The organism is Aeromonas sp. CU5, assembly GCF_002586745.1.
GTDB lineage: Bacteria > Pseudomonadota > Gammaproteobacteria > Enterobacterales > Aeromonadaceae > Aeromonas > Aeromonas sobria.
In genome coordinates this window covers 2,938,835-2,953,979 of the sequence record NZ_CP023817.1, presented here as the reverse complement: position 1 = coordinate 2,953,979, position 15,145 = coordinate 2,938,835, and the positions used below count along the sequence as shown (strand labels likewise).

At 60.8% G+C, this 15,145-nt stretch carries 16 protein-coding genes; 13 read left to right on the top strand and 3 right to left on the bottom strand.

Features of this window, described 5'->3' with window-relative positions:
- The first annotated feature begins 107 nt into the window (after window positions 1-107).
- Entirely contained in the window at window positions 108-1,034 is a 927-nt protein-coding gene (locus CK911_RS13010; protein WP_068977714.1) for a L,D-transpeptidase family protein, read from the top strand.
- 68 nt (window positions 1,035-1,102) lie between these two features.
- Here CK911_RS13010 and CK911_RS13005 read toward each other — a convergent pair whose 3' ends face one another.
- Window positions 1,103-1,996, bottom strand: a complete 894-nt coding sequence (locus CK911_RS13005) for a DUF535 family protein (RefSeq protein WP_098970437.1) — start codon at window positions 1,994-1,996, stop codon at window positions 1,103-1,105.
- 325 nt (window positions 1,997-2,321) lie between these two features.
- Here CK911_RS13005 and putP point away from each other — a divergent pair, with 325 nt between their 5' ends.
- The 10 genes from putP to rpoS all read left to right on the top strand — a co-directional run bounded on the left by putP (window position 2,322) and on the right by rpoS (window position 10,748).
- On the top strand, window positions 2,322-3,839 hold the full coding sequence (putP, locus tag CK911_RS13000; protein WP_098970435.1) for a sodium/proline symporter PutP: 1,518 nt from the start codon (window positions 2,322-2,324) through the stop codon (window positions 3,837-3,839).
- Between the two features lie 207 nt (window positions 3,840-4,046).
- On the top strand, window positions 4,047-4,364 hold the full coding sequence (ftsB, locus tag CK911_RS12995; RefSeq protein ID WP_042021440.1) for a cell division protein FtsB: 318 nt from the start codon (window positions 4,047-4,049) through the stop codon (window positions 4,362-4,364).
- A complete protein-coding gene (gene ispD / locus CK911_RS12990) occupies window positions 4,357-5,049 on the top strand; it encodes a 2-C-methyl-D-erythritol 4-phosphate cytidylyltransferase (RefSeq protein ID WP_098970432.1) in 693 nt (230 codons plus the stop codon). The genes ftsB and ispD overlap by 8 nt, the downstream gene beginning before the upstream one ends.
- A 113-nt stretch (window positions 5,050-5,162) precedes the next feature.
- Entirely contained in the window at window positions 5,163-5,639 is a 477-nt protein-coding gene (ispF, locus tag CK911_RS12985) for a 2-C-methyl-D-erythritol 2,4-cyclodiphosphate synthase (RefSeq protein ID WP_042021443.1), read from the top strand.
- Window positions 5,639-6,697: a tRNA pseudouridine(13) synthase TruD gene (gene truD / locus CK911_RS12980; protein ID WP_098970429.1), complete on the top strand. Its 1,059-nt coding sequence runs from the start codon at window positions 5,639-5,641 to the stop codon at window positions 6,695-6,697. The genes ispF and truD overlap by 1 nt, the downstream gene beginning before the upstream one ends.
- Window positions 6,678-7,424 (top strand): 5'/3'-nucleotidase SurE, encoded by a 747-nt coding sequence (surE, locus tag CK911_RS12975; protein WP_068977720.1) that lies wholly within the window; start codon window positions 6,678-6,680, stop codon window positions 7,422-7,424. The genes truD and surE overlap by 20 nt, the downstream gene beginning before the upstream one ends.
- A 4-nt stretch (window positions 7,425-7,428) precedes the next feature.
- The gene (locus tag CK911_RS12970; protein ID WP_098970427.1) at window positions 7,429-8,046 is read left to right on the top strand and encodes a protein-L-isoaspartate(D-aspartate) O-methyltransferase; all 618 of its coding nucleotides are present in this window, start codon (window positions 7,429-7,431) and stop codon (window positions 8,044-8,046) included.
- Complete coding sequence (locus tag CK911_RS12965; RefSeq protein ID WP_042021449.1) at window positions 8,043-8,624, top strand: YqaA family protein; 582 nt, start codon at window positions 8,043-8,045, stop codon at window positions 8,622-8,624. Before CK911_RS12970 ends, CK911_RS12965 begins: the two co-directional genes overlap by 4 nt.
- A 9-nt stretch (window positions 8,625-8,633) precedes the next feature.
- Complete coding sequence (locus CK911_RS12960; RefSeq protein ID WP_042021451.1) at window positions 8,634-9,704, top strand: peptidoglycan DD-metalloendopeptidase family protein; 1,071 nt, start codon at window positions 8,634-8,636, stop codon at window positions 9,702-9,704.
- Window positions 9,705-9,749: 45 nt separating this feature from the next.
- Entirely contained in the window at window positions 9,750-10,748 is a 999-nt protein-coding gene (gene rpoS / locus CK911_RS12955; protein WP_042021453.1) for an RNA polymerase sigma factor RpoS, read from the top strand.
- A gap of 113 nt (window positions 10,749-10,861) precedes the next feature.
- On the opposite strand, the gene CK911_RS12950 is transcribed toward rpoS, so the two are convergent.
- Entirely contained in the window at window positions 10,862-11,899 is a 1,038-nt protein-coding gene (locus CK911_RS12950; protein WP_172954014.1) for an alkene reductase, read from the bottom strand.
- A gap of 200 nt (window positions 11,900-12,099) precedes the next feature.
- Between CK911_RS12950 and CK911_RS12945 the strand changes: the two genes are divergently transcribed.
- The gene (locus CK911_RS12945; protein WP_005343372.1) at window positions 12,100-12,666 is read left to right on the top strand and encodes a TetR/AcrR family transcriptional regulator; all 567 of its coding nucleotides are present in this window, start codon (window positions 12,100-12,102) and stop codon (window positions 12,664-12,666) included.
- Window positions 12,667-12,829: 163 nt separating this feature from the next.
- Here CK911_RS12945 and CK911_RS12940 read toward each other — a convergent pair whose 3' ends face one another.
- Window positions 12,830-13,783 (bottom strand): LysR family transcriptional regulator, encoded by a 954-nt coding sequence (locus tag CK911_RS12940; RefSeq protein ID WP_098970422.1) that lies wholly within the window; start codon window positions 13,781-13,783, stop codon window positions 12,830-12,832.
- 157 nt (window positions 13,784-13,940) lie between these two features.
- Between CK911_RS12940 and aguA the strand changes: the two genes are divergently transcribed.
- A complete protein-coding gene (aguA, locus tag CK911_RS12935) occupies window positions 13,941-15,038 on the top strand; it encodes an agmatine deiminase (RefSeq protein WP_098970420.1) in 1,098 nt (365 codons plus the stop codon).
- Window positions 15,039-15,145: the final 107 nt, after the last annotated feature.

The window sequence follows — 15,145 nt, the reverse complement described above, 5'->3', positions numbered from 1 at the left end:
TGCCGTGCAGAGGAGAAAAATGGCGGCCTTCTCTTCGCGCCCCTGATCCCAGCTTGATCAGCTGCCAGCCCAGAGACGTCACTTCAAGTCATCATCATGGGAAAGTTATGAAGCTCCTTCGCAATAGTGTGGCAACCCTCTGCTACAGCCTGCTGCTGACCGCTGCGCCGGTTTTCGCTGTTGAATATGCTCTGCCTGCGGCCAACAGCCGTCTGGTGGGGGAAAATCTGCAATACGTAGTCCCGGCTGAAGAGAACGGCCAGCCGCTGGAGGCCATTGCGGCGAAATTCCAGCTGGGGCTCACCAACATGACTGAAGCCAACCCCGATGCGGATCCCCTGCTGGTACAGACCGGCGAGAAGCTGGTGATCCCCCAGCAGCTGATCCTGCCGGATGCCCCGCGGGAAGGGTTGGTGCTCAACGTGGCCGAAATGCGCCTCTACTACTACCCCAAGGGTAAAAAAGTGGTGGAAGTGCTGCCAATCGGCATCGGCCAGCTCGGCACCGACACCCCGGAAAACTGGGTGACCAGCGTACAGCGCAAGAAAGCGGGCCCGACCTGGACCCCCACCGCCAAGATGCACGCTGAATATGCCGCCAATGGCAAGAGTCTGCCGGCAGTCTGGCCGGCGGGTCCTGACAACCCCATGGGGCTGTTCGCCCTCTACATCGGCAAGATGTACGCCATCCACGGCACCAACGCCAACTTCGGTATCGGCCTGCGGGTGAGCCACGGTTGTGTGCGTCTGCGTAACGACGACATCGCCTACCTGTTCAAGCAGGTACCGGTCGGCACTCGCGTCCAGTTCGTCAACCAGCCGATCAAGGCCTCTGTGGAACAGGATGGTCACCGTTATCTGGAAGTGCACCAGCCGCTTTCGCGCAGCGAGGAGGAGTTCAACTCCAAGCTGCCGGCGCCGCTGCCGATGACCCCGGCGGTGACTCGCTTCATCGCTCACGCCGATAGCGACTCCCAGCTAGTGAAACAGGCGCTGGAACAGCGCAACGGCATGCCGATGGCAATCAACCGCTAAGTCAGATCCCCGTCATGACAAAGGGCGAACAGCATGCTGTTCGCCCTTTTTGTTTCTGCTGGTCTGACTCAGCTTCGCAGCAGATTTGCCTGCAGCTCGCTGCCGAGCTGATCGAGCAACTGGTAGCGTGCCTTGTAGCTGGCCCGCTTGCGGGAGGGGATCTCCTCCAGCGTTTTGCGTGGCACCTCCAGCGGCAGGCTCATCCAGAGTGCATCCTGCACGCTGCCCTGATGCTCCTGCCACAAGCCATCCAGATCAAATTTGACCCGTTCGGCGGTGCGTTTGCTGCTCTGATAGACGTGGCTTTGGGTGCGGATCCCGAGCAGGCTCTTGCACGCCAGCCCCCGGGCCAGCTCGGCGGCCATATAGACCAGCAGGGACATGGGGCGCAGCCCGCCGCACGCCTTGGTGACCTGCTTGATCTCCTCGCTCTGCCCCTTGCCGCCCTGCAGCGAGCAGATCTCGAGGGTCGGGTTCGGCGCGGGGCGCAGATTGAGGGCCATGTAATAGAGGGCCGCGTCACCCAGCTTGAGGGTCAGGCTCATCTCCCCCTCTTTGCCCATGTGGGTTTGGTAATCCAGTTGCAGGGTCAGCGGTGCCGTCAGCTTGTCGCTCTGCCACTGAGCCAGCAGCAGGCCGCGCCCGCTGTAGATCGCCAGTTGTTGCGCTTTGGGCAGCTGACGTGCCAGCTGCTGGTAGTGGCCGCTGATAAGCCCGGCTCGCAGGCGCTTGCTGAGCCCCTTGTGGCGATAGGGGTGGATCGGCTTTTCCAGAATATCGGGGAAGCGGCTGATCGCTTGTGCCAGCAGCGGTTGCTCCTGCTGCTGGCGATAGAGGGCGCGGGCGCCGGAATTGAGCCAGAGACGCCCCACATACTTGGCCCGTCTGATCAGATGACCCGATTCTTCTACCGGATAAAGGCGGCGGGCGAGGGTTCGCAGGTGTGACAGATGAGATGACATGGTGCCGACCTCTGACTGGTGTGATGAGACAGGGCGGGGAGTGTAGGAGCGGGGCGCAGGCTTGTAAAAAATGGATAGTAACAAAATGTGAAAACATAACGCTCAATAGCCGCTGGCGCGGCGATATGGCCGCCACGGTCACGGCAGAAAATCTGGTGCCATCCTCTTGATGCGGCAGATGATTTGATGCGCAAAGGTTTTTATTGTGTTTTGTGTTTGTTAAAAGTGGTTGAGCTGGCGCGAACGGCTGATTAAGCTAGGTCGGTTTTTTAGGGATGAGCCCGTCACCAGAGCGGGCAGAAAATGACACAAAACGGAGTTTTGCATGACAGCTAGCACACCCATGTTAATCACCTTCCTGGTGTATATCCTCGGAATGGTGCTGATCGGCTTCGTCGCCTATCGCGCCACCCGCAACTTTGATGACTACATTCTGGGCGGCCGCCGGATGGGGAGCTGGGTTACCGCTCTCTCTGCCGGTGCCTCTGATATGAGCGGCTGGCTGCTGATGGGCCTGCCCGGCGCCGTCTTCGTCAGCGGCATCTCCGAGAGCTGGATCGCCATTGGTCTGGTCATTGGCGCTTACCTCAACTGGCGCTGGGTGGCGGGTCGCCTGCGGGTACATACCGAGAAGAACCGCAACGCCCTGACCCTGCCGGACTACTTCACCTACCGCTTTGAAGATCACAGCAAGGTGCTGCGCATCCTCTCGGCGCTGGTGATCCTGCTGTTCTTCACCATCTATTGCGCCTCTGGCGTGGTAGCCGGTGCCCGTCTGTTCGAGAGCACCTTCGGCATGGATTACAACACCGCCCTCTGGGTCGGTACCGCTGCCACCATCACCTACACCTTCTTCGGCGGCTTCCTCGCGGTGAGCTGGACCGACACTGTGCAGGCGACCCTGATGATCTTCGCCCTGATCCTGACCCCGGTGTTCGTCATCATCGCCGTCGGCGGGGTGGATAGCGCCATGATCGAAGTGGCCGCCAAGAGCGCCACCAACCTCGACATGTTCAAGAATCTGGATGTGATCGCCATTGTCTCGCTGATGGCCTGGGGCCTGGGCTACTTCGGTCAGCCCCACATTCTGGCCCGCTTCATGGCGGCGGATTCCCACCACTCCATGGCCAATGCCCGTCGCATCAGCATGACCTGGATGGTGTTCTGCCTCGCTGGCGCGGTGGCCATCGGCTTCTTCGGGTTGGCCTACTTTGCCCGTTTCCCGGAAGTGGCGGCTGGGGTGACCGGCAACCCGGAGCGGGTCTTTATCGAGCTCTCCAAGATCCTGTTCAACCCCTGGATTGCCGGTGTACTGCTCTCCGCCATTCTGGCGGCGGTGATGAGTACCCTGAGCTGTCAGCTGCTGGTCTGCTCCAGCGCTATCACCGAGGATCTCTACAAACCCTTCCTGCGCAAGAATGCCTCCCAGCGTGAGCTGGTGTGGGTGGGGCGCCTGATGGTGCTGCTGATCTCGGTGATTGCCATCGCCGTCGCCATGAATCCGGAGAACCGGGTGCTGGGACTGGTGAGCTACGCCTGGGCCGGTTTTGGTGCCGCCTTCGGCCCTGTGGTGCTGCTCTCGGTGCTGTGGCCGCGGATGACCCGCAACGGCGCGCTGGCAGGCATGCTGGTTGGTGCCATCACCGTCATCGTCTGGAAGCAGTTCGGCTGGCTGGGGCTGTATGAGATCATTCCGGGCTTCCTGTTCGCGCTGCTGGCTATCGTGGTGGGCAGTCTGCTGAGCGAAGCGCCATCAAACGCGATGCTGGAGCGTTTCCGCGAGGCAGAGGAGGAGTTTAATACCCCTGCCGAGAGCGTGGGAGAGCCGGTCGCGGTCAACTGAACGGGTTAATCCCGCTCTGATAAAGAGCCCCGCCCCGGATGAGGTGTGCCCAGGTTGGCCATCCTTGTACCGGTTTGGCGGGGCTTTGCGCTATCTGATTCACTCTTGGGCACTTTTTTCTGTTCGGCCAGTGGCTCTGGGGTGCTGGCTTTCTTTTGTCTTGCCACCGAATATGGGACACTAGGCCGCCTGAAGGAGACCTAGTGCATGCGGCTATTCACCCTGATCCTGATCCTCCTGCTGGGGGGACTGCAATATGACCTCTGGCTGGGGAAGAACGGGCTATCCGATTATCAGAACCTGTCGGAGGCCATCTCGCAGCAACAGCGGGACAACCAGACTCTCAAGGATCGTAACGACCTCATCTACCGCGAGATAGATGATCTCACCTCTGGCCTTGCGGCCATTGAGGAGCTGTCGCGCAACGATCTGGGTTACATCAAGCAGGGGGAGACCTTCTACCGGATCATCCCCAAAGAGAAAGACAAAGAGACAGCGCCGGACGATGAGCCCTACGATGACTGATGCCAGCCGGGTATTCGGCCTGACGGCGATCGTCCCTGCCGCTGGTATCGGCAGCCGGATGGGGGCTGATTGCCCCAAGCAGTACCTGCAACTGGCAGGCAAGACCATTCTCGAACATACCCTGGCGCGGCTGCTCGCTCACCCCGCCATCGCGCAGGTGATTGTGGCACTGGCGCCCCATGATCGCTGGTTTGAGGCCCTGCCCGTGGCGACTGACCCGCGCATTGTGCGGGTAGAGGGAGGCGCCGAGCGCGCCTTTTCCGTCCTCAATGGCCTCCATGTGGCGCAAGGGGAGTGGGTGCTGGTGCACGATGCAGCCCGCCCCTGCCTGACTCACGGCGATCTCGATGCGCTGATTGCCGCTGCCATGGACTGCGGTGGCGCCATTCTTGGCAGTCGGGTGCGCGATACCATGAAGCGCTCCGATGGGGAGGGCAATATCATCGCCACCGTCGAGCGCGAGCAGCTCTGGCATGCCCTGACGCCGCAGATGTTCCCGACCCGCACCCTGCAACGGGCGCTGGAAGAGGGATTGCTGCTGGGGGCCACCATCACCGACGAGGCGTCAGCCATGGAGCGCGCCGGTTTCACCGTGCGGATGGTGGAGGGGCGCGCCGACAATATCAAAGTGACCCGGCCTGAAGATCTCTCTTTGGCGGGGTTGTTTCTAAGCCAGCAGGCATAAGCCATTTTTGCAAGAGCAGTGACTAAAGGAGCTGACATGGTCCGGATTGGACAGGGTATTGAGGTGCACCAGTGTGACGGGGTCCTTCCCTGCATGTGTGGAGGATGCCAAGTATGATGCGCATTGGTCATGGTTTTGATGTACACAAGTTTGGTGGGGAAGGCCCCTGCATGCTGGGCGGGGTGCCGGTTCCCTACGAGCAGGGACTGATTGCCCACTCCGACGGTGACGTGGTGCTGCACGCGGTAAGCGATGCCTTGCTGGGCGCCATCGGCGCCGGTGACATCGGTCGCCACTTCCCCGATACCGCCGCCGAGTTCAAGGGGATCGACAGCCGTATCCTGCTGCGTGACGTGTTTGCCCGGGTACAGCAAGCGGGTTATGCCATCGGCAATCTGGATGTCACCATCATCGCTCAGGCTCCCAAAATGGCTCCCCATATCGACGCCATGTGCGCCGTGCTGGCCGCCGATCTGCAATGTGATTTGAACCGGGTGAACGTCAAGGCGACCACCACCGAACAGCTTGGGTTTACGGGGCGCAAGGAAGGGATCGCCACCGAAGCCGTCGTCCTACTGGTGAAACAATAATGCTGGAACAACTTGCCTATCTGCACGGGGCACCCACTGCCCGCGGTATCCTCAAGGCTGAGGCCGCCGATTTCGTGGTGAATGAAGATCTTGGTTTCGAGCCCTGCGGGGAAGGGGAGCATATCTTCGTCCGGGTGCGCAAAACCGGCGAGAACACTGCCTGGGTGGCGGGTCTGCTGGCCGATGCGGCCGGGGTCAATCGCAATGCGGTGAGCTGGGCGGGCCTCAAAGATCGCCACGCGGTCACCGAGCAGTGGTTCGGCATTCACCTGCCGGGCAAGGCCGAACCGGACTTGTCAGTCATCGAGAGTGCCAGTATCCAGATCCTGCAAGCCAAGCGCCACAACAAGAAGCTGCGGGTGGGTTACCTCAAGGGCAACCACTTCACCCTGCGCTTGACCGGTGTCAGCCAGGCCGAGGCGCTGGAAGATCGCCTGCAGGCCATCGCCACTGAGGGCGTCCCCAATTATTATGGTGAGCAGCGGTTTGGCCGGGATGGCAACAACCTGGAAGCGGCCAAGGCGATGTTCGCTGGTAAGCGGATCAAGGATCGCAACAAGCGCTCCCTCTACCTCTCTGCCGCCCGCAGCATGCTGTTCAACGCCATTGTTAGCGCTCGCATCGAGCAGGGGCTGGCTCATCAGCTGCTGGCCGGTGATTGCGTGATGCTCAAGGGTAGCCACTCCATCTTCAGTGAAGAGGGTGTCACCCCTGAGCTGGCGGCCCGCCTCGCCTCCGGCGACGTACAGCTCACCGCGCCCCAGTGGGGTCGTGGCCGTTTGGCCAGCCAGGGCGCCGCAGCCGAGTTCGAACAGGGCGTGCTGGCCCCGTATGCCGAGTGGTGTGACGGGCTGGAGAAAGCCGGGCTGGATCAGGATCGCCGCCCGCTGCTGCTCAAGCCGGAGCAGATGAGCTGGCAGCTGGATGGCGAGGCGCTGACCCTCTCCTTCTTCCTGCCAGCGGGCGCGTTTGCCACCAGCGTGGTGCGCGAGTTAATGCTGGCCGAAGAGGCCGATCATGGTTTCAGGAATCAGACCGATGCGAATTCTGGTCAGTAATGATGATGGTGTGCATGCCGAGGGCATTGGTGCCCTCAGCGAGGCGCTGCGCGCCTGCGGTGAGGTCATTGTGGTGGCGCCGGATCGCAACCGCAGCGGCGCGAGTCACTCCCTGACGCTGGAAGTACCGCTGCGGGTCACCCGCATCAACGAAAGCGGTTACTATGCGGTGAAAGGCACGCCGACCGACTGCGTGCATCTGGCGGTCAACGAGCTGGTGCGCCCGGAACCGGACATGGTGGTGGCTGGCATCAATCACGGCGCCAATCTGGGGGATGATGTCATCTACTCGGGAACGGTCGCAGCGGCCACCGAGGGGCGCCATCTTGGCTACCCCTCCATCGCCATTTCGCTGGTGGGCAAGACCCACTTTGCCACGGCGGCCCACTATGCGGCCCTGCTGGTGAAGGGGCTGATGAAGCACCCGCTGCCTGCCGATCAGATCCTCAACGTCAACGTGCCGGACTTGCCCCTCGCGCAGATCAAGGGGATCAAGACCACCCGCCTTGGCAATCGCCATCGGGCGGAGTCGGTGATCCGCACCGAGGATCCCCGTGGCCAGCCGATCTACTGGATTGGCCCGCCAGGCAGCCAGCAGGATGCTGGAGAAGGTACCGACTTTGCTGCCATCGAGCAGGGTTATGTCTCGATTACTCCCCTGACCATCGATATGACTGCCTATGACAGTCTCGCCGGTCTGGGAGCCTGGTTAGATCTGCAGGGATGAGGGTGTGATAGTACAGCGCCTGTTAAATCAGCTTATTGCGCAGGATATTCGTGATTTTCGCGTGCTGGCGACGATTGCGAAAGTGCCGCGCCAGCTGTTTGTGGACGAAGCCATGGCGCACAAGGCGTGGGACAACACGGCGCTGCCCATTGGCCACGGTCAGACCATTTCGCAGCCCTATATGGTGGCGCGAATGACTGAATTGCTGATGCAAAATAATCCGGCCCATGTGCTGGAGATCGGCACTGGCTCCGGTTACCAGACGGCCATTCTCGCCCATCTGGTGGAGCATGTTTATACCGTGGAGCGGATCAAGTCGTTGCAATTTTTGGCCAGACGCCGATTGCGCCAGCTCGATCTGCACAATGTCTCGGCCAAGCACGGCAACGGCTGGCTGGGGTGGTCCAACAAGGGACCTTATGACGCCATTTTGGTGACGGCTGCGGCGAGTGAAATTCCGACCGCGTTGACCGACCAGCTGGCTGAGGGTGGCCGACTGGTATTGCCGGTAGGCGACAGCCAGCAAACCTTGCAATTGATTGAACGGTCCGGCTCCCAGTTGACCAGTCGTATTCTGGAGCCGGTCCGTTTTGTTCCCCTGATCGACGGAGATGTTGAGTGAAGTTGTTTTCCCGTTTGTATGTATTGGTAATGCAGTGGGCGCGCCACAAGTATGCCCCCTGGTATCTCTCCATCACCGCCTTTATCGAGTCAGTGTTCTGGCCGATCCCTGTGGATGTGATGCTGGCGCCCATGGCGCTCGCCAAGCCCCATAAAGCGTGGCATTACGCCGGGTTAGCAACGACCTTTTCGGTGCTGGGCGCCCTGTTTGGCTATGCCCTGGGCTACGCCCTGTGGGATCCGGTGGTAGAACCGCTGGTGGCATCGGTTGGCTATCAGAGCAAGATCGAGATCGCCCGCCACTGGTTTGAACAGTGGGGTATCTGGGTCATCTTCATTGCCAGCTTCACCCCCATTCCCTACAAGGTTTTTACCGTGACGGCAGGGTTGTTGCAAATGGCTCTGCTGCCCTTCATCATCACCTCCCTCATCGGTCGTGGCATGCGTTTCTTCCTGGTTGCGGGCCTGATGCGTTGGGGCGGTGAAAAGATGGAACGCAAACTGATGCACTATGTAGATGTGCTCGGTTGGCTCTGTATTGGTCTGGCCGTTGTGGCCTATTTCTGGTTTAGTCGTTAAGGATCCATTATGCGTTCGCCTATTTGGCAAGGAAGCTGTGTTGTGGTGTTGTCATGGCTGTTGCTTGCCTGCGCTTCCAGTAAAACGGCAGCTCCAGTGGACGGTGTCGGTGATGATCAGTTCGTCTCGACCATCCCGGCTCGCCAGGGTGGAGTCCAGGGGGGAGCCCCCATTCAGGGTGGCGGCTATGTAGTCAAGAAAGGGGATACCCTCTACTCCATCGCATTCAATTCCGGTAGCGATGTCCCCTCGCTGGCCAGTCTCAACAACATCAGCCCTCCCTATAACATCTATCCGGGTCAGCGGCTGCGGTTTGATTCATCCAGTTCTGTAACCACGGCCAGCAGAAGTGCCAGCACCTATGAGGTGCGTCGGGGCGATACCCTGAGCAGTATCGGCCGCCAGTTTGGTATGGCGCCGCAAACACTGGCACAGAGCAACAACTTGAGTGCCCCCTATGCGTTGCAGCCGGGTCAGGTGCTTAACGTCCAGTCTGCTGGTGGTGGTTCCACCCAGATGGTCGCGGCGACTCGTCCGGTAACTGTGACGCCGGTAGCCGTGAGCCAGCAGAGCAGTGGGCCACGTCCGCTGGCTGAGCCAAGCGGGTCAGGTCAGACCACGCCATTCATTTCGCAGAAATCCGTTGCTCCGGCAGCACCGAAAGAATACGCTCAGGTCAAAGAACAAAAAACAAGCAGCTCCCAGTCGAAACTTGTTTGGCACTGGCCCGCAAAAGGCCGGATCGTCGAGGGTTTCTCTGTTGCAGAACAGGGTAACAAGGGGATCGACATAGCAGGCCAGAAGGGGCAACCCGTCTACGCGGCCAGCAGCGGCAAGGTGGTATACGCCGGTAGCGCTTTAAGGGGGTACGGCAAGCTGATCATCCTCAAGCATGATGATGACTATCTCTCCGCTTACGCTCACAACGATGAGTTGCGGGTGAAGGAAGGGGATAGCGTCAAGGGGGGCTCGGTGATTGCCAACATGGGTAGCACGGACGCGCCGGATGTGCGATTGCATTTCGAGATCCGGTACCGAGGCAAGTCGATCAATCCGATGAGCTATTTGCCAAAGCGTTAACCCCAGAGATCGAGTCTTACTCTGGTAACGTCAGGGAGACACACCATGAGCCAAGAACAACTGGTAATGCAGGATGCAGAGTTAGAGTTTGACGCTGAGTCTCATTCCCATGAGGATGACGATGAGGTAGAAGCAGAAGGGTTGCAGGAGGTCACTGCCGAGGCAGAAGAGACGATCTCCGATGAGTTGCTGGCACCGGAACTGAACAAGGTGATGGATGCCACGCAACTCTATCTGGGGGAGATAGGTTTCTCCCCGCTGCTTACTGCCGAAGAGGAAGTCTACTACGCCCGTCGTGCCTTGCGGGGTGACAAAGCAGCCCGCAAGCGCATGATCGAGTCCAACCTTCGACTGGTGGTGAAAATCGCCCGTCGCTACAACAACCGCGGCCTGGTGCTGCTGGATCTCATCGAAGAGGGCAACCTCGGTCTTATCCGTGCGGTCGAAAAGTTCGACCCCGAGCGCGGCTTCCGTTTCTCCACCTATGCCACCTGGTGGATCCGCCAGACCATAGAGCGGGCCATCATGAACCAGACCCGCACCATTCGTCTGCCCATTCATGTGGTCAAGGAGTTAAACGTTTACCTGCGTACCGCGCGCGAGCTCTCTCACCGTCTCGACCACGAACCCACAGCCGAGGATATTGCCTTCGCGCTGGATCGTTCGGTAGCCGACGTGAACCGCATGCTCAAGCTCAACGAGAAGATCACCTCGGTGGATACCCCCATCGGCGGCGATCGCGACAAGGCGCTGCTGGATGTGATCTCCGACGAGCGTGGCATGGGGCCTGAGCTGGAATCCCAGGATGACGACATGCGCGCCAGCATAGTGCACTGGCTGGAAGAGCTGAATCCCAAGCAGCGTGAAGTGCTGGCTCGCCGATTTGGCTTGCTGGGTTATGAGCCTGCCACTTTGGAAGATGTCGGTGCCGAGATTGGCCTGACCCGCGAGCGGGTGCGCCAGATCCAGGTCGAGGGGCTGCGCCGTCTGCGGGAGATCCTGCTGAGTCAGGGGCTCTCCATTGAGGCACTGTTTCGCACCTGAGAAGGTTGCCATGATGGCAAAAAATGGCTGAACGGTAGAACAAGTAGATAGCACGAGGGGAGCAACAGCTCCCCTCGTTTTTTATTGCCTGTCGTCTGGCGATGGCTTCGCGGTTATACCAGCTCAGCCAGCATGGTGTCGGCGTAGGGCACCAGCGCTTCGCCATTCTTCACCTTGGTGAGGTAATCCGGGTTGGCGATGAGCGGACGACCGATTGCCACCAGATCGAAGCGGTTGGCCTCGATGGCCACGGCTGCGCGCTCGGCGTCGTAGTTGCCCACCCCGACCAGATTGCCCTTGTAGTTGGCGCGCAGATAGTCGGAGGCGCGGCCACCCAGATAATCGAAGGTGAGGTTGTCATCGAAGATGCCGAGGTGGATATAGGCTAGCGGGCGATCGTTGAGCTTGCCCAGCAGATGGTCGAACACGGCGCGATCTTCCGGGCTGCCCTCCAGATGAACATAGGCACCGGGGGAGAGGCGAATGCCTACCCGATCACCGCCGATACGGGCGCTGATGGCATCGACCACTTCCAGCGCGAAGCGGCTCATCTTCTCCGGGCTGCCACCGTAGTTGTCAGTGCGCAGGTTGGTGGAGTGGTGCAGGAACTGATCGATCAGGTAGCCGTTGGCTCCGTGGATCTCCACCCCGTCAAAACCGGCTTCGATGGCGTTGGCACCGGCCGTCGCGTAATCCTCTACCAGCTGGGCGATGTCGGCTTCGGTCAGGGCGCGCGGCACCAGATAGGTCAGCTCGCGCATGCGCGGCATGGTGCCCTCATGGGCCACGGCAGAGGGGGCCAGCACTTCGCCCTGATGGAAGAAGGGGTGGGAGAGACGACCGACGTGCCACAGCTGAGCGAAGATCTTGCCGCCCTTGGCGTGCACGGCGCTGGTCACTTTCTTCCAGCCATCGATCTGGGCCTGGGTGAACAGGCCCGGGGTATTGGGGTAGCCCTGCGCGTCGGGGCGAATGATGACGGCCTCGGAAATAATCAGACCGATGTCGGCGCGGCGGCCGTAATAGGCAGCCATCTGCTCGGTCGGCACCAGACCTGGGCCTGCCATGCAGCGGGTCAGCGGGGCCATCATGAAGCGGTTGGCCAGGGTCAGAGTGTCATTAAGGCGATACGGCTGAAACAGGGTATTCATGATAGGTTGTCCTGAACGGGTTATTCTTGAACGTGCATTCAAGACGTTTTTTACGTCGGGCGCAAGCTTTTTTTTGAATGCGCGTTCAAGATGGTTGGCCCGAGCGGGCGGCTGGGGTAAACTTGCCGCCCTTTCCAGACACTCTTTATCGGCGGCCCTTTTTGCCCCCTGCCGATGAACCATTTCCCACGGGAGGAACCATGCGCATAGCCGAGTTTGATCGGGACGAAGTACTGCGAAATGCCATGGAAGCGTTTCGCGCCAAGGGATACGCCAAGACCACCATGCAGGAGCTGGTGGCCGCTACCGGCCTGCACCCGGGCAGCATCTACGGCGCCTTTGGCAACAAGCGCGGCCTGCTGCTGGCGGCGGTGGATCACTATGTCGAGGGCAAACGCACCCTGCGCCGCTCCCTGCTCGACAACCCGAGCCCGCTGGCGGGCCTTGCTGCCTATCTCGACCGGATTGTGGGGGAGGCGCTCTGCGGCTCCTGTCTGGTGACTCGCACCATGATGGAGCTGAGCGAACAGGATGAGGAGCTGACCCAGCGGGTCAAGGGGATCTACGGCGAGCTGGAGCAGGATCTGGCCGAGTTGCTGACGCAGGCGCAGGCAAAGGGCGAACTGGCCCCGGATAGCAATATCCGCACTCTGACCGCTCTGCTGCTGATCAACCTGCAAGGTCTGGTCACCTTCGCCCAGTGCCGCCCCGACCGCCCCCTGCTCGACGACGTAGTCGCCCAGCTGATGCGGGCCCTGCGGGCGTAACGCGATAGCGCAGAAACAACAGTGGCTCCTTCGGGAGCCACTGTTGTTTTCGGGAGATGAACCTCGGCCTTGCCTCGGCCCCACCAGCTCTTTCATCAAATCTTTCAGCCATACCAGTGCCGGTTGCTGCGCGTGGCGATGGGGTATGCCAGACGCAGTGGCCTTACCTCGGCCCCACCAGCTCTTTCATTAAATCTTTCAGCCATACCAGCGCGGGTTGCTGGGCATGTACGGGATGCCAGACGCAGTTGAGGTGATAATCCGGTACGTCTTCGGGCAGCGGCAGGCTTTTCAGCGGCCAGTGGGTGGCGAGCAGCTCGGCCACCATGCTGGGCAGCACCAGCAGGTGATCGCTCTGGCTGACGATGGCGGCGGCGGACATATAGCTCTGGCTGTTGACCGAGATGGTGCGGCTAAAGCCCTGACTCTTCAGATAGCGGTCGAGGCTCGCCTCCGAGGTGCCCAGCGGCGAGTGGAACACATGGGGCATGGCGATCAGCTGCGGCAAGGTGATGCGCTCCATCCACTGGGAGGGGTCATCCTCAGCACCGGCGGGGGCTGATGTGGCAATCGGCAGATCGGCGCGCACCAGCCCGGCCAGCGGCTCGGTGAGCCAGGTCTCCTTGCCGAGATACCCCGGCACCTGCATGTACTCGTCAAACCCCAGCACCAGATCGATCTCGCCGCTCGCCAGCTCCGCCTCCGGCAGGGTGTCGCGCAGTATGCGGATCTCTATGGTGACGCAGGGGGCCAGCCGCCTGAGCCGTTGAATGAGCGGCGGGATCAGCACGCACTCCACATAATCCGTGGTGCAGAGCACGAAGCGCCGCCTGGAATGGATCGGCTCGAACTCCTCCTCCTCCCAGAGCTGCTGCTCCAGCAGCCGCAGCGCCTGCTGCACCCCGAGATGCAGCCGCTGGGCGCGCGGGGTCGGCAGCATCCCCTGTGGGGTGCGTACCAGCAGCGGGTCGCCGAGAAAGGTACGCAGCCGGTTGAGCGCATGGCTCATGGCGGGCTGGCTGATAAAGAGCGTTTCGGCGGCGCGGGTGACGCTGCCCTGCGTCATCAGGGCGTCAAAGGCGAGCAGCAGATTGAGGTCGAGCTGGTGCAGTTTCATGGGGGGATTATTCGCCGTGTTTATGGGACAATCCATCCTATTCATTTGATGGATAGGGGCGCAACTTCTTACACTGCGACCCACTGTTATTTTTTCAGGGTTCCCGCGCCGCTTCGGGCGTCAATGGGGGGCCTCAATCCATGCAAGGAGCCTTGCGATGAGCATCAAGACCATTCATTCCACACCGGCCGCCGACGGCTTCACCATGCCCGCCGAGTGGGCGCACCAGCAGGCCGTCTGGATGATCTGGCCGTTTCGCCCTGACAACTGGCGTGAGGCCGGTCGCTTCGCCCAGCCCACCTTTGCCAAGGTAGCCGATGCCATCGGCGGTGCCACGCCGGTCTTTATGGGGGTGCCAGCCCAGTTTATGGAGCAGGCCCGCGCCATCATGCCCGCCCATGTGACCCTGGTCGAAATGAACAGCGATGACTGCTGGGCCCGCGATACCGGCCCGACCATCGTTACCAACGCCGCAGGCGAGTGCCGTGGGGTGGATTGGGGCTTCAACGCCTGGGGCGGCCACAAGGGCGGTCTCTACTACCCGTGGAATCAGGATGAGGAAGTGGCGGCCCAGATGCTGGCCCAGCACGGCATGGCCCGTTACGACGCGCCGCTCATTCTGGAAGGTGGCTCCATCCACGTCGATGGCGAAGGCACCTGCCTGACCAGCGCCGAGTGCCTGCTCAACGAGAACCGCAACCCGCACCTGAGCAAAGCGCAGATCGAAGCTCACTTGCGCGACTATCTGGGCGTCACCAGCTTTATCTGGCTGGACGAAGGCGTCTACATGGACGAAACCGACGGTCACATCGACAACATGTGCTGCTTCGTGCGTCCGGGTGAAGTGGCCCTGCACTGGACTGATGACCAGAACGATCCCCAGTACGCCCGCTCCGTGGCCGCCCTCAAGGTGCTGGAAGCTGCGGTCGATGCCAAGGGTCGCAAGCTGAAAGTGTGGAAGCTACCCCAGCCGGGCCCGCTGTTCTGCACCGAGGAAGAGTCTGCTGGCGTCGAGAGCGGCAGCGGTGTGCCGCGCGAGGCGGAAGGCCGTCTGGCCGGTTCCTATGTGAACTTCCTGATCACCAACGATCGCATCGTTTACCCGCTGCTGGATGCCGCCACCGATGGCGAAGCCCAGCGAATTCTGGAAGAGATCTTCCCGGAGCACACCGTGATCGGCGTACCGGCCCGCGAGATCCTGCTGGGCGGTGGCAATATCCACTGCATTACTCAGCAGATCCCCTCCGGCCAGTAAGAACCGGATGACGATCCTGCTGCGAGGCCGTGATCAAGGCTCATGTGCAGCTCGCTTATGTGGAACAAACGGCTCATGTATTCACATACGCTCCGGTTCCTGTGCTG